Consider the following 17,031-nt stretch of genomic DNA (forward strand, 5'->3'; position numbering starts at 1 on the left):
CGCCGTTCATGTTACTTCATTTGGCGAATTTCTTAGCCCAATATCAGTCTACGTTTCAAGTTTTTAACTATTTGACGTTACGCGTGATTTTGGCAGCGCTAACGGCATTGATGCTGTGTCTTTGGTTAGGACCGTGGGTCATTCGCCGACTGGTAGAAGGCCAAATTGGCCAAGCAGTGAGAGATGATGGCCCCCAGTCGCATCTCTCGAAAGCGGGCACCCCGACCATGGGGGGCGCGATGATTCTATTGGCAATTGCCATTAGTACGCTGGTCTGGGGCGATTTGACCAACCACTATGTGTGGGTCGTGCTACTGGTGACACTGGGGTTTGGGGCGATTGGTTGGGTCGATGATTACCGTAAAGTGGTCGAGAAGAATCCCCGAGGCCTGCCAGCGCGTTGGAAATACTTCTGGCAGTCGGTCGTGGGTATTGGAGCGGCCGTGGTGCTCTACGCAACGGCCACCACGCCTGCAGAAACCAGCCTGCTCATTCCCATGTTCAAGGACGTCGCGCTTCCGCTGGGCGTCTTTTACATCGTGCTGAGTTACTTTGTGATCGTGGGTAGCTCGAATGCCGTCAACCTCACTGATGGCTTGGATGGTTTGGCGATCATGCCGACTGTGCTTGTGGCCATGGGGCTCTCGGTCTTTGCCTACGCCAGCGGCAACGCGGTATTCGCGAACTATCTCCATATTCCTTTCATTCACGGTACCGGTGAGCTGGCGGTCTTCTGCGCCACCATCGCGGGCGCCGGTCTTGGCTTTCTGTGGTTCAACACGTACCCCGCCCAAGTGTTCATGGGGGATGTCGGTGCCCTGGCGCTGGGCGCGGCGCTCGGCGTGGTGGCGGTCATCGTTCGTCAAGAGATCGTGCTGTTCATCATGGGCGGTATTTTCGTGTTGGAAACCGTCTCCGTGATCTTACAGGTGGGCTCCTACAAACTCACCGGTCGCCGTATCTTCCGCATGGCCCCGTTACACCACCATTATGAGTTGAAAGGGTGGCCGGAACCTCGGGTCATCGTGCGCTTTTGGATTATTACGGTGGTGCTGGTACTACTCGGCCTCGCCACGCTGAAACTGCGATAAGTTTAGACCCGATAGGCGGCGTTAGGGCCGCCTTTAGCGCAAGGCAGAAGGAGCCACATGGTGCAGGTACCCAACGGATTTACGGTGGTCGTCGGGCTAGGAGTTTCTGGCCAGGCCATTTGCCGTCATCTTACCCAGTTGGGTAGGCCGTTCATGGTGGCGGATACCCGCGAGACCCCGCCGGGACTCGAAGCCTTTCAGCAAGCGCACCCTGCTGTTCACGTACACTGCGGTGCCTTGACACTGTTGGATATGCGCGATGCGTACGAGGTCGTCGTCAGTCCCGGTGTCGATCCCTATACGGCAGGTTTGGAGGGGTTGTTAGAGCGTCATAACCCGACCACCGGAGAGCCTATGCTCGTGGGGGAAATTGCGCTGTTCAAGCGTGCCGTCAAGGCACCCATCGCCGCGATTACCGGGTCAAATGCCAAATCCACCGTTACCACACTGCTCGGCGAGATGGCCGCTGCCTCGGGAATCAAGGCCGCGGTGGGGGGCAATTTAGGGACACCCGCGCTCGATCTGTTGGCGGAGCAGCCGGACGCTGAGCTCTTCATTTTGGAGCTATCCAGCTTTCAGCTAGAAACGACCCCGTGGCTAGGCGCTGCGTCGGTAGCGTTCTTGAATCTTTGCGACGACCATCTGGATCGGCACGGCGACTTGGCGGGTTACCGTCAGGCCAAGCAGCGCATCTTCCTGGGGGCCGATCACGCCGTGGTGAACGCAGACGACGACCAGACGTGGCCAGAGCCGATGCTAGACCATGTCGAGTACTTCAGCAGTGAGCCACCCATCGGCCAGTCCTGGGGGCTCGACGAGCGCCAGGGGCGCTGGTGGTTGATGCATGCGCAGACGCCTTGGTTGGCGGCTGACGAGCTTCAGTTGGCGGGTCGGCATCATTATGCCAATGCGCTGGCTGCACTGGCGATGGGAAACGCGCTAGGCTTTGGCCGCGCGGACATGTGCCGTGCTCTGCGAACATTCGCGGGTTTGCCCCATCGAAGCGAATGGATCGCCGATATTAACGGGGTCCGCTGGGTCAATGATTCCAAAGGAACCAACGTTGGGGCCACGCTGGCGGCCATCAACGGTATTGGTCCCACTCTCGATGGAAAGCTCATCCTGCTGGCGGGGGGCGTGGGCAAGGGCGCTGACTTTACGCCCCTAACGGCTCCACTTGCTGAGTGTGCCCGAGCGGCGATCGTGTTTGGCACCGATGCGCCTCGTTTGATGGAAACGCTGGCAGGGGCACTGCCCGTGGAGCGGGTCGAGCACTTGACGCAGGCCATGGAAGTCGCCTTTGCCATGGCCGAGCCCGGCGATTGTGTGCTGCTGTCTCCCGCCTGTGCCAGCTTGGATCAATTTGCTAACTATCAAGCCCGTGGTGATGCCTTTCGTCAGTGGGTGATACATAAACGCAATGAGTTGACGACATGAGCGACGAGTCACTTAGCCGACTACAGCGCCTGCGCGCTGCTCTGACGACCCAGCATCTTCCCTGTGATATCTGGTTGATTCTTGCCGTCGTAGCGTTGGCTGGGCTGGGCTGGATCATGGTCAGCTCTGCATCCATAGGGCTGCTAGAAAATAGCTACCACTATTCCCGGCAGCACGGCATTTTTCTCGTGCTGGCCATTACGGCTTGCCTGTTCATGCTGTGCGTGCCGCTGGAGCTATGGCGTCAGAACGCGGCGCTCATCCTGCTCGTCAGTATTTTCATGCTCGTGGTGGTACTGATCGTCGGTCAAGAAGTGAACGGCAGTAAGCGCTGGATTTCTCTGCCGGGGCCGCTACCGAGCCTGCAGGTCTCGGAGCTGGCAAAAGTGGGGCTGATTTTCTACATGGCGGCGTTCATGTCCCGCTTCACTTACGAATTGCGTCAACGGGCATTTACCATGTGGCGGCCGTTGGCCGTACTGGCCGTGCCCGCTAGCCTATTGTTTCTCGCACCAGATTTCGGCGGTATGGTGGTCTATACCGTGTGTGTCATCGGCATGCTGATGATGAGTGGCGCCTCGTTGACGCTGCTACTGGGCAGCGGCGGGGTGTTGGGGTTTGGCGCGGTCATGATGGTCGTCATGGAGCCTTATCGCTTGGCGCGCTGGACCAGCTTTCTCGACCCTTGGGCCGATCAGTTCGCCACCGGTTATCAGTTGACCCAGGCATTGATTGCCTTTGGTCGTGGCCATGTCACCGGCACTGGCCTTGGCAATAGCGTGCAAAAACTTCACTACCTGCCGGAAGCGCATACGGACTTCATTTTTGCCGTGGTGGCCGAAGAGTTGGGCATGTTGGGCGCTATTGCCGTGGTCCTGCTGTTTACCCTGTTCATCGTACGCGCGATGTGGGTAGGCCGTCGGGCAGAGCTGGCAGGTCATCTATTCGGTGCTTACGTCAGCTATGGCATTGGATTCATCGTGGCCGCTCAGGCGTTCATCAATATGGCGGTGAGCTCAGGATTGCTCCCTACCAAAGGGCTCACGTTGCCGCTGATTAGTTATGGCGGTTCGAGCCTACTGGTGACCGGTATGATGATTGGGCTGCTGCTTCGGGTCGATGCCGAGACCCGTCATCGCCCGCGTCGTACGCCGACGCCCTACCGCGCTCGCCGAGAGCCGCGTTTATCGTAATTATTCAAGGAGCCGTTTGTAGTGACCAACTCACGTCGACGGATATTGATCATGGCCGGGGGAACCGGCGGGCACGTCATTCCTGCGCTCTCGTTGGCGCATGCGTTACAGGCCAAGGGTGTCGACGTGGAATGGCTAGGAAGCCCGCGCGGTATCGAAAATCAGTTGGTGCCCAAGGCAGGTATTCTACTGCACACCATTGCCATTGGAGGGCTGCGCGGTAAAGGGCTCGCTGGCTGGTGCAAAGCCCCTCTCAATCTTTCCAAGGCGGTGTTGCAGGCCCGACGTGTTATTCAGCGTTTCAAGCCCGATGTCGTCGTGGGTCTGGGGGGCTTTGCCAGTGGTCCTGGCGGGTTAGCGGCGTGGTTGTCACGGGTGCCGCTGGTCATTCATGAACAGAATGCCGTCGCGGGTCTCACCAATAAGGTGCTGTCTCGGCTGGCGACTCGAACCTATGCGGCTTTCGACGATGCGTTCGGCCACCGCGCCGAGGTCATCGGTAACCCGGTGCGCGAAGAAATCGCGGCATTGGGAGAGTGCCCCAGACAGACGACCGAGCTGGAGGGCCGTCCGCTGAGGCTATTGGTAGTTGGTGGCTCTCTGGGTGCCGTTGCGCTCAATGAGCGGCTTCCCGCAGCGCTGGCTGCGCTACCGCCAGAGCGGCGTCCCGATGTTCGTCATCAAGCCGGTAAAGAGCGTGATGTCGCCACGGCTCAAGCCTATGCGGAACGGGGCATTGTCGCGGACGTTAGCCCTTTTATTGATGATATGGCAGCAGCCTACGCATGGGCTGATCTAGTGGTCTGCCGTGCGGGGGCGTTGACGGTGGCCGAGCTGGCGGCTGCCGCCAAGCCTGCCCTGTTGGTGCCTTTTCCCTTTGCTGTCGATGACCATCAGCGTGTCAATGCCGATGTGTTGGTCAAGGCGGGAGCGGCGCAGTGCGTGGTGCAATCGGCCCTCACGCCGGAGCGTTTGACTCGATTACTCGATGAATTATTAGACCCTGACAGGCTGGCAGACATGGCGTCGAAGGCGCGACAGGCCGCGCACCTCGACGCTACAGAGCGTCTTGCAGCAGGCTGTTTGGGCTTGGCGAAGCAAGGAGAAACTGCGTGACCGATTCAGTGACTAACATGCCGCCGCAAGGGGTCCGTCCGTCGGGCCCCGGTATGCGTCGTATTCAGCGGCTGCATTTCGTGGGTATCGGTGGGGCAGGCATGTGCGGAATCGCCGAGGTATTGGCGAACCAAGGCTACCAAGTCAGCGGTAGCGATATGAAAGCATCCCCCGTAGTAGAGCGGCTGCGCCAGTGCGGTGTCACGGTGGCGATCGGCCATGCAGAAGCAAATGTTCGAGGGGCTGACGTGGTCGTCGTCTCCAGCGCCATCGATGAAACCAACCCTGAGATAAGCTGGGCCCATGAGCACCGGGTGCCGGTGGTGCGTCGTGCCGAGATGCTGGCAGAGTTGATGCGTTTTCGCCACGGCATTGCCGTGGCGGGTACCCATGGTAAAACCACCACGACTAGCTTGACGGCCACGCTACTCGCAGAAGGAGGGTTGGACCCAACGTTCGTCATCGGTGGCAAGCTGACGAGTGCAGGCGCCAATGCCCGTTTGGGCGAGGGCGATTATCTGGTGGCCGAGGCCGACGAGTCCGACGCGTCGTTTTTGCACCTGCAGCCCATGGTATCGATCGTGACCAACATCGATGCCGACCATATGGCGACGTATGGCGGTGACTTCGAGCGGCTCAAAAGCACCTTCATCGAATTTCTACATAATCTGCCTTTTTATGGATTGGCCGTGCTGTGCATAGATGACCCGCATGTGCGCGGTTTATGTGAGCAAGTAAAACGGCAGTTCGTGACGTATGGCTTCGATGACGATGCCGACTACCGTATCGTCGATTTTGCACAGCAAGGTGGCGAAGTGTCGTTCACTGCGCTGCGTCCAGGTGGCGCTGCACCGTTGGCCATTCGACTAGCCATGCCGGGTCGGCATAACGCGCTCAATGCTATGGCGGCGATCGTAGTGGCGACGGACGCAGGCGTTAGCGATGAGGCGATTCAACGGGGCCTTACCGGGTTTGCAGGTGTTGGACGTCGTTTTCAAGTGCATGGACACTTCCCTGCCCCCACGGGGGGAGGTGAGGTCATGCTGGTGGACGACTACGGGCACCACCCCCGCGAGGTCGACATGGTGATTCAAGCCGTGCGAGCGGGTTGGCCCGACCGCCGGTTGGTGATGCTCTACCAGCCCCATCGCTACAGCCGAACGCGGGATCTCTACGAAGACTTCGTGCGTGTTCTTTCCCAAGTAGATACGCTGGTGCTCTTGGACGTGTACAGTGCGGGCGAAGCCGTGCTGCCGGGAGCCGAAGGGCGCACACTAGCCGGTTCTATTCGCCAGCGAGGCGAGGTCGATCCGCTATTTGTCGAGCACAAGCATGAACTGCCCGCTTTGCTGACCAACGTGTTACGTCCCGGAGATATCCTAATTACTCAGGGGGCAGGGGACGTGGGCGGTATTTCGCTACGTTTGGCGCAGGCCAGATTGGAGTTGGATGAGGTGGCGTTATGAACGGCAGTCAAGTCGGCTCCTTGGAGCGCGTCGTCGTGGTATATGGCGGCATTTCCGCCGAGCGAGAGGTGTCTCTCAAAAGTGGCGCGGCGATTTTAGCTGCCCTGAGGCGACAGGGTGTCGACGCGATCGGTTATGACCCTAAAGAGGGCGGCCTCGCTGGGCTCGAGCGCTTGGATCCCAGCGCGGTGTTCGTTGCGCTGCATGGTCGCGGTGGAGAGGATGGTACCTTTCAAGGGGCGCTAGAGCTGCTGGGCGTACCCTACACTGGAAGCGGCGTCTTGGCCTCTGCGCTGGGAATGGATAAACAGCGCACCAAACAGGTGTGGCAGGCCGTAGGCCTGCCCACGCCTGAGTGCATCATGCTCGACGAGCGCGCCGACTGGGTCGCTGTGGTCGAGCGGCTCGGGCTCCCGATGATGGTCAAACCGGTGCATGAGGGCTCCACCCTGGGCATCAGTATCGTCAAGAGCCAAGAAGAGCTTCGAGCGGCGTATACGGAGGCGGCCAAATTCGATGCGCGTGTAATGGCCGAACGATTTGTCGTCGGCGATGAGTACACCGTAGCGCTGCTGGGAGATGATGTCTTGCCTGCCATTCGCGTTGAGGTGCCAGGCGGTTTCTACGACTACGAAGCCAAGTACATCGCCAACACTACGCAGTATCACTTACCCTGTGGTCTATCCTGGGAGGATGAGCAGTCCCTGGCAGCGTTGTGCAAAGAGGCGTTTGCCGCTGTAGGAGGCGAGGGGTGGGGACGTATTGACGTCATGCGTGACACGTCAGGTCAGTTCTGGCTCATCGAGGTCAATACGGTGCCGGGAATGACCGATCATAGTCTCGTTCCGCAGGCGGCTGCCCACGCAGGTATTGGCTTCGACGAGTTGGTCTTGCGGATCCTACAGACTGCCCTCTCAGCGGCCAGCGCATCATGATGGGCTCGGTAAAAGGGACGTTATGAAAAAACGCAACGCATGGTTGGGCGTTGTGCTATTGGCGCTGCTGCTGGGTGCCGGTGGTCGAGCGCTATGGCTATGGTTGGATCGCCCCATCGAGCGCGTGTCGATACGAGGCGAATGGGAGTACGTCAGCGCCGACTATCTGCGCACTCAGTTAGCACCCTTGGTACAAGAGGCAACGTGGCTATCGGCTGACTTGGGGGAGCTTCGGCGCCGTGCGCTCACCATCGGCTGGCTCAATGAAGTGCGAATCTCGCGTGAGTGGCCGAATGCGTTGGTGTTCGAACTGGTAGAGCAGACGCCAGTGGCGCGCTGGAACGATGACTTTCTTTTGAATCCCGAAGGCGAGCCTTTTGCTTTTGCGCCGCTAACCGTACCGGCAGGGCTTCCCGACTTGGCAGGACCAAGTGGCAGCAGTGAAGAGGTGTTGGCTTACTATCAGCGCTTGTTACCGCATTTTGCCGGGTTATCGCTATCCCTCTCTCAGCTGCGGTTAGAACCGCGCGGAGCTTGGCGTTTGCAGCTATCCAGTGGTGCCTGGGTCATGCTGGGTCGCCGCCAGCACGGCGAGCGTTTAGCGAGATTGTCAGCCTCATGGCAGCGCGAGCTGGCGAATGTCAGTGATCATATTCGTTACATCGATTTGCGTTACCCTAACGGAGTAGCGGTCGCTTGGCATGGAGAAACAGAGTTTCAGGAAAATGAGTCCACTCCCAGTGCAGAGTAACGTTCGATGACAATGTGCAAAAAGCGGGTAAAGGTGAGTGATCGCCAACGCTGAAAAAGCCGCAAATGGGGTTTAAATTGCGGCTAAAGCCAATTATCGTGGGTACGGACTAGTCGTATAGCGTCTATTGTTTCTATACTATGTGTCGAGCGGAGCTGTGGGTCTGTTTTTATTATCCAGTCAGCGGTTAACCCGCATCAGCGAGTTTCAAGTTTAACGTTACTAATTTTAATTTGGCGGAAGCTCTTTTTTGCTCAGGCAAATAATGTACCCGCCGTATTCATTAAAACAATGGCAAGGAGATTTACCGACTCATGGCAGGCTCACCCAACGCATCCAATATGGTTGTCGGGCTGGACATTGGAACGTCCAAGGTCGTCGCGATAGTCGGTCAACCCACCGATGACGGTGGAATTGAAATTGCCGGTATCGGTTCTCATCCGTCGCGCGGCATGAAGCGTGGTGTCGTCATCAACATCGAATCAACGGTTCAGTCGATTCAACGTGCTGTCGAAGAGGCGGAGTTGATGGCAGGTTGCGATATCCACTCGGTGTATGTGGGTGTGGCGGGCAGTCATATTAGCTCGATGAACTCCGATGGCGTAGTGGCCATTAAAGAGCGTGAAGTGACGCCGTCCGATATCGACCGGGTGATCGATTCTGCTCGCGCGCGGGCGATCTCCGAAGGCCAACGCGTACTGCACGTATTGCCTCAGGAGTTCTCGATCGACGCCCAAGGGGGCATCCGAGAGCCGCTGGGCATGTCGGGCGTTCGTCTGGAAGCGCAAGTGCATTTGGTCACGGCAGCCCTCAACGCCGTCCAGAATATCGAGAAGTGCGTACGACGCTGTGGTTTGGATGTCGACGCGATCATTCTCGAACAGCTGGCGTCGAGTATGGCCGTGCTGACCGAAGACGAGCGAGAGCTCGGGGTGTGCATGGTCGATATTGGTGGCGGCACGACCGATATGGCGATTTTCAGCGAAGGTGCCATTCGTCATACGGCGGTGATTCCCATTGCCGGTGATCAAGTCACTAACGATATTGCTATGGCGTTACGTACCCCGACGCAGCACGCTGAAGAGATCAAAGTGAAGTATGCTTGCGCGCTAACCCAGTTGGCGGCAAGTGATGAGATGATCAAGGTTCCCAGTGTCGGTGATCGTCCGGCCAGAGATCTGTCACGCCAAGCGCTGGCAGAGGTGGTCGAGCCGCGTTACGAAGAGCTGTTTACCTTGGTAAGAGACGAATTACGCCGCAGCGGCTATGAAGATATGGTGGCTGCGGGTGTGGTGCTCACCGGCGGCACTTCGCGCATGGAGGGTGTAAGCGAGCTGGCAGAAGAGATATTTCACATGCCGGTTCGTATTGCCTGCCCGCAAAATGTCAGAGGCTTGGCAGATGTGGTTCGCAATCCTATCTATGCGACGGGCGTTGGTTTGCTGCATTATGCACTGCAGGAAACGCGTCATGGGCAAGGCCTAGAAAGCCACGGGGGAGGCGTTGCGGCCCATAAAGGGCGTAACGAATTAGCCCGGCGTGATATCAAGGATGGCCATTCGGCGCTGGCAAGAATCAAAGGCTGGTTCAAAGGAAATTTCTGATAGGGCCGCAAGCGCGGTTCAGGAGACGGGGCTTATGTTCGAATTGGTAGATAACGCACCCTCGAGCAGTGCGGTCATCAAAGTAGTGGGCGTTGGCGGCGGTGGCGGTAACGCTGTCAACCATATGGTCGAAAGCAACATCGAAGGCGTCGAGTTCATTTGCGCCAACACCGATGCTCAGGCCCTCAAGCGCGTATCGGCAAAGACGGTGCTGCAGTTGGGTGGTGAAATCACCAAAGGGCTCGGGGCAGGTGCTAACCCTGAAGTAGGGCGGCAGGCGGCCATGGAAGACCGTGAGCGCATTGCCGAACTGCTGAGCGGCGCCGACATGGTCTTCATTACGGCAGGTATGGGCGGCGGCACCGGCACTGGCGGGGCGCCCGTCGTAGCGCAAGTCGCCAAAGAGCTTGGCATTTTGACGGTGGCCGTGGTGACACGCCCCTTCCCCTTCGAAGGGCCCAAGCGAATGCGTGCGGCAGAAGAGGGAATGAAAGAGCTCTCCGAGCATGTCGACTCGTTGATCACTATACCCAACGAAAAGCTGCTGTCGGTCCTAGGCAAGAACGCCACGCTGCTGACGGCGTTCAGCGCAGCCAACGATGTGCTGCTGGGCGCGGTGCAGGGTATTGCAGAGCTGATCACCAGCCCAGGGATCATCAACGTGGACTTTGCCGATGTGCGCACCGTCATGTCAGAAATGGGCATGGCCATGATGGGGACCGGCGGCGCTACGGGGGAAAACCGCGCCCGTGAAGCCGCTGAAAAAGCCATTCGCAGCCCGCTACTCGAGGATATCGATCTTCATGGCGCGCGCGGTATTCTGGTCAACATTACCGCAGGCCCGGATCTTTCCATCGGCGAATTCAACGATGTGGGTGCAACGGTCCAAGAATTTGCATCTCAAGAGGCGACCATCGTGGTGGGTACCTCCATCGATATGGAAATGTCCGATGAGCTGCGCGTTACGGTGGTGGCGGCCGGACTGGATGGTAGCAAAGCCAAGGCGACGGCGGCGCGAGAACCGGCTCGTCGCTCTGCGGCGGAAGCCGGTGGTTCCGATTATCGTAAATTGCAGCAACCCACTGTCATGCGCCAGCAAGCCACGGCACGCGCCGAAGCTCCCGATGCAGCGCCAAAGCCGCGTGCTGAAAAGCGTCGTGCAGCGGATGCCGACGACTACTTGGATATCCCCGCGTTCCTGCGTCGTCAAGCGGATTAACCCCCGCCATCGGGTTCATTGCAGCAGCAAACGAGAGTTTTATTGGTTAAAACGCTCGTTTGCTGTTAAAGTGAACACTGTTTGATAACTTTCTTCCTTTGCGGATCCTGTAGCAGCTTGCTGCAAGCCGCCGTCATTAGAGCTTGACCACTACCCATGATCAGACAACGCACACTACAAAACGTCATTCGCGCCACTGGAGTGGGTCTGCACTCCGGCAAAAAAGTCCATATGGCTTTGCGTCCGGCACCGGCCAACACCGGCATTGTGTTTGTCAGAACCGATCTGGATCCCGTGGTACATGTGCCTGCCCGTGCCGAACTGGTTGAAGACACCACGCTGTGCACGGCGCTCTCTTATGAAGGTGTCAAAGTCGCGACCGTCGAGCACCTTATGTCCGCCTTTGCGGGCTTGGGCATCGATAATGCCTACGTCGATATCAGTGCCCCGGAAGTGCCCATCATGGATGGTAGCGCCAGCCCATTTGTCTTTTTGATTCAGTCTGCGGGCATTTTGGAGCAAGAGGCGGCCAAGAAATTCATTCGCATCAAGCGCCGCATTGGTGTGACCGATGGTGATAAAGAAGCCACTTTTTTGCCTCACCAAGGTTTTAAAGTGTCGTTTGCCATCGATTTCGACCATCCGGTTTTCGAGCAGCAGAAGCAAACTGCGCTGATCGACTTTTCGACCACGTCGTTCGTCAAAGAAGTCTCCCGTGCGCGAACTTTTGGCTTCATGCGCGATCTCGAGTACCTTCGCTCCAACAATTTGGCTCTTGGGGGCAGCCTCGAGAATGCGATCGTTGTCGATGATTACCGTATCGTCAATGAAGGTGGCCTGCGCTATGAAGATGAGTTCGTCAAACACAAGGTGCTAGATGCCATCGGTGACCTGTATCAGTTGGGCTATAGTTTAATTGGCGAATTCCGCGGCGTGAAATCAGGCCATGCGCTCAATAACCAGCTGTGCCGTGAGCTAATGGCTCAGCCTGATGCCTATGAAATTGTCACGTTCGAAGAAGAGAAAGCCGTGGCACCCATCTCTTATGCGGCTCCAGCGATGGCGTAATTCTTCAAAATCAAAATGTCTGGGGCGTTGAGTTGAAAACGTGACATGGCCCCCCATCTACAAAGCACTGCTTCGGCGGTGCTTTTTGCGTGTAAGGGGAGGCGCTTTTAAATTACGTTTTGGTGTCTTTCGGGCGAGCGTGAGAGGCCAGGCGCTCTAGGGCATGTTTGAGGCTGAGGCTGTCAGTGTCTTTGGCGCATTCGGCCAGGGTTTTGCCCGCACTGTCGGAAAGCGTTCGCGTGAAGCGTCTGGGTGACTCGATGGGGCGTACGGGGCGCACTTTAAGGGTGAACCCTGTCACTCCCTCAAAGCCAGGGAGCTGGTGAAGCAGCGATAACAGGCGAGATTGTTCGTAACGTAGCCACGTCAGCCAGCTCGCTTGCCCGCTGATGAGGGTCAAGCGCCCATTGCTAAAACCGCCTACGAAAATATGTTCACGCATCTCTTCGGGTAAATGAGCACGGAGATGCCGCTGTGCTTGATCGATCAAGCGTGATTGTCGCATGAGCTGGCCGACGCCGCCTGACTTGGTTAGCAGTTGGGCAATGGGCTGTGCGCGAGAACGCTTAACCTTTATACTCATCAACTTGATTCCTAGGGTGTTGCGAGTGGCGTCGTACTGGTTACTACGTGCATCACCTGTGATTGACCGCCAATAGACAGAGCCTAACACGCTCAGGAGCCAGTCCACAGCATGTCATCAACGTCAGAGATCGAATCCGCTTCGCTAAAGCGTCCTCGACGCAATGGCCTGGCGCGTTGGTGGTTGGCTGGTTTGCTGGTGAGTTGTTTACTACCCGCTAGTTTACACCCATCCGACGCGTTGAGAAGCAGCGACCGTGGTGTTTGCATCTGCTTTTGGATGCCTGCCATGCTTCGCGCGCAGTCTCATTGGATCGCGAAGAAACGGCGCGCGCTTCGCCGCTGGTTTCATCGCCAAACGCGACGAGAGCCCCAATCCCTCCGTCGCCCGTTACCTTTTCTTCGGTTTGCGCTCCCGCTCGTCGCCGCAAGCGATGTCGTGACGCCCCGTGGCCCGCCTACTCGATAATGCCTCGCTTGATTACCACCCTTTTTGCCTGATACCTGAGCGTACCTGGATGGGGCGCTCACGATGATTTGGAAATTTCATGATTAATAATTTGTTACGTAAAGTGGTCGGCTCCAAGAACGACCGTGAAGTCAAGCGCATGCAAAAAAGTGTGCAGAGCATCAATGCATTGGAAGAGACCCTGGCGAGCCTAAGCGATGCAGAGCTTCAAGCAAAAACTCCAGAACTACGTCAGCGTCTAGACGAAGGGGCAACGCTGGACAGCCTCTTGCCCGATGCGTTTGCTGTGGTGCGCGAGGCCAGTAAGCGGGTGATGGGGATGCGTCATTTCGACGTGCAGATGGTGGGGGGTATGACCCTGCACCGCGGCCGTATCGCCGAAATGAAGACCGGTGAAGGTAAAACCCTGGTCGCCACGCTCGCGGTCTATTTGAACGCGCTGACTCGTAAAGGCGTTCATGTCGTGACCGTGAACGACTACCTCGCTCGTCGCGATGCCGAATGGATGCGCCCCCTGTATGAATTTCTAGGGCTCACGGTGGGTGTTATTTTCGCCGGACAGACGGGGGAAGAGAAGCGTCACGCGTATCAATGCGATATTACCTACGGCACCAACAACGAGTTTGGCTTCGACTACCTACGCGACAACATGGCGTTCTCGCTGGAAGACAAAGTCCAGCGCGGTTTGCACTACGCCATTGTGGACGAAGTCGACTCCATCTTGATCGATGAAGCGCGCACACCGCTGATCATCTCCGGTGCGGTGGACGAAAATACGGACCTCTACGGCATCGTGAATCGTTTGGCTCAGCAGCTCGAGCAGGGGGAAGTCTCAGAAGATGACGAAGCGCCAGTGAGCGGCGATTTCGTGCTCGACGAAAAGCAGAAACAGGTAGAGCTGACCGAGCAAGGACACAATAAGGTCGAAGAACTCATGCGGGCCGAGGGGCTGCTGGGGGAGGGCGAATCGCTTTATGCTGCGCAAAACCTCAACTTGCTGCAGCACATGCACTCGGCGCTACGTGCGCGTCACCTCTACCACCTCGACGTGGACTACATCGTCGCGGAAGGTCAGGTCGTGATCGTCGACGAACATACCGGTCGTACCATGCCTGGGCGTCGTTGGTCCGAGGGGTTGCACCAGGCCGTCGAAGCCAAAGAAGGGGTGACGGTTCAGCGTGAAAGTCAGACGCTGGCATCCACTACCTTCCAGAACTACTTTCGTCTGTACGAAAAGCTGTCGGGCATGACGGGCACGGCGGACACCGAAGCGTTCGAATTCCGTCAAATTTACGGTCTGGACGTCATCGTCATCCCTACCAACCGTCCGTTGGCGCGCAAGGATCTCAATGATCTCGTCTACCTGAGCGCCGAAGAGAAGTACGAAGCCATCATCAAAGACGTCAAGGCAGAAACAGAGGCGGGTCGTCCTGTGCTGGTCGGTACGGCGTCGATCGAAACGTCCGAGTACCTCGCACGTCTGATGCGCAATGCAGGCTTGAAATTTAACGTGCTCAACGCAAAACAGCACCAAAGCGAAGCGGAAATCATCGCCCAGGCGGGCCGACCAGGTGCCATTACCATCGCCACCAACATGGCGGGGCGTGGAACGGACATCATGTTGGGTGGCAACTGGGAGGCCGAGGCAGCCAAGCTGCAAAACCCCAGTCAAGCCCAAATCGATACGCTCAAGGCCGAATGGCAAAAGCGCCATGATGCGGTTTTGGAAGCGGGTGGCCTGCACGTCGTAGGTTCCGAGCGGCACGAATCACGGCGTATCGATAACCAGCTTCGCGGTCGCGCCGGGCGTCAGGGGGATCCTGGCTCGACACGCTTCTTCCTCTCCTTGGAAGATAGCCTGATGCGTCTGTTTGGCTCGGATCGCGTGAAGCGTTTGATGCAGGCGTTGGGGCTCGAGCGTGGCGAAGCCATCGAGCACAAAATGGTCTCTAACGCGGTCGAGCGCGCGCAGAAGAAAGTCGAAGGCCGTAACTTCGATATCCGTAAGCAGCTACTGGAGTACGATGACGTCGCCAACGACCAGCGCCGCGTCATCTATGAGCAGCGTAACGAAATTCTCGCCTCCGACGATGTCTCCGCCGCTGTGTTAGGTATTCGTGAGGAGGTCATGGAGGAGGCGATTAGCGACTACGTGCCCCCACAAAGTCTGGCTGAGCAGTGGGATCTGCCTGGGCTGGAATCGCATCTGAAAACGGAGTTCAATCTCGATGCTCCGGTCGTGCAGTGGGCGGACGAGGATGAGCGCTTCAGTGAAGAGAAGCTGCGCGAGCGCCTGCAAACCATGCACCGCGACGCGTACCAGGCGAAGATCGAGTCCGCTGGTGAAGCGCTGATTCGTCGCTTCGAGAAACAAGTGATGCTGCAAGTGCTGGATACCCGCTGGAAAGAGCATCTGCAGTCCATGGATCATTTGCGTCGCGGTATCCACTTGCGTGGCTATGCACAGAAAAACCCCAAGCAGGAGTACAAGCGCGAGTCCTTCGAGCTGTTCCAGCATCTGTTGACCAACATTAAAGCCGATGTCACGCGCATTCTCAGCCACGTTCAGGTGCGTCAGCCAGAAGAGGTCGATGCGCTGGAGCAGAAGCGCCGTGAAGAGCTGGCCCGTGAAAAAGCCACGGCTGCCAGCCGCCACGATGCGCCCGATGCCGAGCCTGGCGAGGCCGCGCCCGGTGCCGACGGTCGCCCGCTTCGTCGTGAAAATCCCAAAGTAGGCCGCAACGATCCTTGCGTGTGTGGTTCGGGTAAGAAATACAAGCAGTGCTGCGGAAAATTGAGCTAATCACGCGCTTTCGTCAGCGAGCGTAAAGGAGAAAAACATGGCGGTGGGACATCTTCCCTTTCCGGAATTGCCACCTCTTGACGGGGTGCGTCTAGGGACTGCAAAGGCGGGCATCAAGAAGCCGGACCGCCGTGACATGGTCGTGATCGAGCTGCCTGAGGCGGCCACCGTCGCCGGTGTGTTCACGCGCAATGCGTTTTGTGCCGCTCCCGTGGTGGTGGCTAAGACACACCTTGAGGCGTGTGCAAAGAACGGTCTGTCTGCCCGGTACTGGCTGATCAATACCGGCAATGCCAATGCGGGTACGGGTGAGTCAGGACTGCAGGATGCCTATGCCAGCTGCGCCGCGGTGGCCGAGCAAGCCGGGGTGGACGCTACCCAGGTACTGCCGTTCTCGACTGGCGTGATTGGCGAGCCATTGCCCATGGCCCGCCTTTTGGCGGGTTTACCAAATGCGCTGGGGTCGTTGGCTGATTCAAGTCAAGCCTGGCAGCAGGCAGGGGAAGGCATTCTTACTACCGACACTCGCGCAAAAGGCGCGACGGTTAGCGTGGCGATTGGCGACCAGCAGGTGACCATCAACGGTATTACCAAAGGGTCGGGCATGATCAAACCCAACATGGCGACCATGCTGGGATTCGTCGTTACCGACGCGGCGATTGAGCAGCCCTTACTCGCCTCGCTACTCCGGGAAACGGTGGATCGCTCTTTCAACTGCATCACCGTGGATAGCGATACCTCTACCAACGATGCCTGCATGCTGGCAGCGACGGGCACGGGGGCGCGTATCGAAAGCGACGAGCATATTGTCGTGTTCCGCAATGCACTGCAGCGAGTGATGACCGAGCTAGCTCAGTCGATCATCCGCGATGGCGAGGGGGCGACTAAGTTCATCACCCTGCAGGTGAACGATGCCTGCACGCGCCAAGAGGCGCTGGACGTAGCATTTACCGTGGCCCATTCGCCGCTGGTCAAAACCGCCCTTTATGCTTCCGATGCCAACTGGGGGCGTATTTTAGCGGCAGTGGGGCGGGCACCGGTGGAGTCGTTCGATGTCAGCCGTGTCGTCATCGATTTGGGCGATGTGCGACTGGTGGAGAACGGTGGCCGTGCTAATAGCTACACCGAGGCAGCTGGCAGTGCCGTCATGGCCGAGGAAGAGATTACAATTCGCATTAATTTGGGGCGTGGTGACGAGGCGGCCACTGTGTGGACCTCGGATCTGTCCCATGACTATGTGTCCATCAACGCGGATTACCGCAGCTAAGTCTGTGGCAACGTGCTAACGCAGCGAGAT

12 protein-coding genes and 2 pseudogenes are annotated in these 17,031 nt (G+C 57.9%); 13 read left to right on the plus strand and 1 reads right to left on the minus strand.

From position 1 onward, the window contains the following. The first annotated feature begins 8 nt into the window (after positions 1-8). From mraY to lpxC, 11 genes and pseudogenes are all read left to right on the plus strand, one after another. A complete protein-coding gene (gene mraY / locus FHJ80_RS10965; protein WP_139527194.1) occupies positions 9-1,091 on the plus strand; it encodes a phospho-N-acetylmuramoyl-pentapeptide-transferase in 1,083 nt (360 codons plus the stop codon). A gap of 57 nt (positions 1,092-1,148) precedes the next feature. Further along, the gene (gene murD, locus FHJ80_RS10970; RefSeq protein WP_139527195.1) at positions 1,149-2,528 is read left to right on the plus strand and encodes a UDP-N-acetylmuramoyl-L-alanine--D-glutamate ligase; all 1,380 of its coding nucleotides are present in this window, start codon (positions 1,149-1,151) and stop codon (positions 2,526-2,528) included. Continuing rightward, positions 2,525-3,721 carry a putative lipid II flippase FtsW gene (gene ftsW / locus FHJ80_RS10975; protein ID WP_139527196.1) on the plus strand — a complete coding sequence of 399 codons (1,197 nt, stop codon included), beginning with the start codon at positions 2,525-2,527 and terminating at the stop codon, positions 3,719-3,721. Before murD ends, ftsW begins: the two co-directional genes overlap by 4 nt. 21 nt (positions 3,722-3,742) lie before the next feature. Continuing rightward, entirely contained in the window at positions 3,743-4,837 is a 1,095-nt protein-coding gene (murG, locus tag FHJ80_RS10980) for an undecaprenyldiphospho-muramoylpentapeptide beta-N-acetylglucosaminyltransferase (protein ID WP_139527197.1), read from the plus strand. A 17-nt stretch (positions 4,838-4,854) separates the two neighbouring features. Beyond that, positions 4,855-6,303, plus strand: coding sequence for a UDP-N-acetylmuramate--L-alanine ligase (gene murC / locus FHJ80_RS10985; RefSeq protein ID WP_139527259.1), 1,449 nt, complete (start codon positions 4,855-4,857; stop codon positions 6,301-6,303). After that, complete coding sequence (locus FHJ80_RS10990; protein WP_139527198.1) at positions 6,300-7,238, plus strand: D-alanine--D-alanine ligase; 939 nt, start codon at positions 6,300-6,302, stop codon at positions 7,236-7,238. The genes murC and FHJ80_RS10990 overlap by 4 nt, the downstream gene beginning before the upstream one ends. Positions 7,239-7,260: 22 nt before the next feature. Next, positions 7,261-7,989: a cell division protein FtsQ/DivIB gene (locus FHJ80_RS10995; RefSeq protein ID WP_139527199.1), complete on the plus strand. Its 729-nt coding sequence runs from the start codon at positions 7,261-7,263 to the stop codon at positions 7,987-7,989. 314 nt (positions 7,990-8,303) lie between these two features. Then, positions 8,304-9,593, plus strand: coding sequence for a cell division protein FtsA (gene ftsA / locus FHJ80_RS11000; RefSeq protein ID WP_139527200.1), 1,290 nt, complete (start codon positions 8,304-8,306; stop codon positions 9,591-9,593). A gap of 34 nt (positions 9,594-9,627) precedes the next feature. Continuing rightward, positions 9,628-10,599 (plus strand): annotated as a pseudogene (gene ftsZ, locus FHJ80_RS11005) (cell division protein FtsZ); the annotation flags it as partial. Between the two features lie 164 nt (positions 10,600-10,763). Beyond that, positions 10,764-10,862 (plus strand): annotated as a pseudogene (locus tag FHJ80_RS17550) (hypothetical protein); the annotation flags it as partial. Between the two features lie 106 nt (positions 10,863-10,968). After that, positions 10,969-11,880 carry a UDP-3-O-acyl-N-acetylglucosamine deacetylase gene (gene lpxC / locus FHJ80_RS11010; protein WP_139527202.1) on the plus strand — a complete coding sequence of 304 codons (912 nt, stop codon included), beginning with the start codon at positions 10,969-10,971 and terminating at the stop codon, positions 11,878-11,880. A gap of 112 nt (positions 11,881-11,992) precedes the next feature. Here lpxC and FHJ80_RS11015 read toward each other — a convergent pair whose 3' ends face one another. Beyond that, positions 11,993-12,463 carry a DUF721 domain-containing protein gene (locus FHJ80_RS11015; protein WP_139527203.1) on the minus strand — a complete coding sequence of 157 codons (471 nt, stop codon included), beginning with the start codon at positions 12,461-12,463 and terminating at the stop codon, positions 11,993-11,995. Positions 12,464-13,010: 547 nt separating this feature from the next. Between FHJ80_RS11015 and secA the strand changes: the two genes are divergently transcribed. Next, entirely contained in the window at positions 13,011-15,734 is a 2,724-nt protein-coding gene (secA, locus tag FHJ80_RS11025) for a preprotein translocase subunit SecA (protein ID WP_139527205.1), read from the plus strand. A 37-nt stretch (positions 15,735-15,771) separates the two neighbouring features. Beyond that, positions 15,772-17,001 (plus strand): bifunctional glutamate N-acetyltransferase/amino-acid acetyltransferase ArgJ, encoded by a 1,230-nt coding sequence (argJ, locus tag FHJ80_RS11030; protein WP_139527206.1) that lies wholly within the window; start codon positions 15,772-15,774, stop codon positions 16,999-17,001. The last annotated feature ends 30 nt before the right edge of the window (positions 17,002-17,031 follow it).

Source organism: Halomonas sp. BL6, assembly GCF_006228115.1.
GTDB classification, from domain to species: Bacteria; Pseudomonadota; Gammaproteobacteria; order Pseudomonadales; family Halomonadaceae; genus Vreelandella; species Vreelandella piezotolerans.

Bases quoted from the DNA above. Each gene is read 5' to 3' on its own strand.
- mraY (WP_139527194.1), top strand. From the start codon at position 9: ATGTTACTTCATTTGGCGAATTTCTTAGCCCAATATCAGTCTACGTTT.
- murD (WP_139527195.1), top strand. From the start codon at position 1,149: ATGGTGCAGGTACCCAACGGATTTACGGTGGTCGTCGGGCTAGGAGTT.
- ftsW (WP_139527196.1), top strand. From the start codon at position 2,525: ATGAGCGACGAGTCACTTAGCCGACTACAGCGCCTGCGCGCTGCTCTG.
- murC (WP_139527259.1), top strand. From the start codon at position 4,855: ATGCCGCCGCAAGGGGTCCGTCCGTCGGGCCCCGGTATGCGTCGTATT.
- FHJ80_RS10990 (WP_139527198.1), top strand. From the start codon at position 6,300: ATGAACGGCAGTCAAGTCGGCTCCTTGGAGCGCGTCGTCGTGGTATAT.
- FHJ80_RS10995 (WP_139527199.1), top strand. From the start codon at position 7,261: ATGAAAAAACGCAACGCATGGTTGGGCGTTGTGCTATTGGCGCTGCTG.
- ftsA (WP_139527200.1), top strand. From the start codon at position 8,304: ATGGCAGGCTCACCCAACGCATCCAATATGGTTGTCGGGCTGGACATT.
- lpxC (WP_139527202.1), top strand. From the start codon at position 10,969: ATGATCAGACAACGCACACTACAAAACGTCATTCGCGCCACTGGAGTG.
- FHJ80_RS11015 (WP_139527203.1), bottom strand. From the start codon at position 12,463: ATGAGTATAAAGGTTAAGCGTTCTCGCGCACAGCCCATTGCCCAACTG.
- secA (WP_139527205.1), top strand. From the start codon at position 13,011: ATGATTAATAATTTGTTACGTAAAGTGGTCGGCTCCAAGAACGACCGT.
- argJ (WP_139527206.1), top strand. From the start codon at position 15,772: ATGGCGGTGGGACATCTTCCCTTTCCGGAATTGCCACCTCTTGACGGG.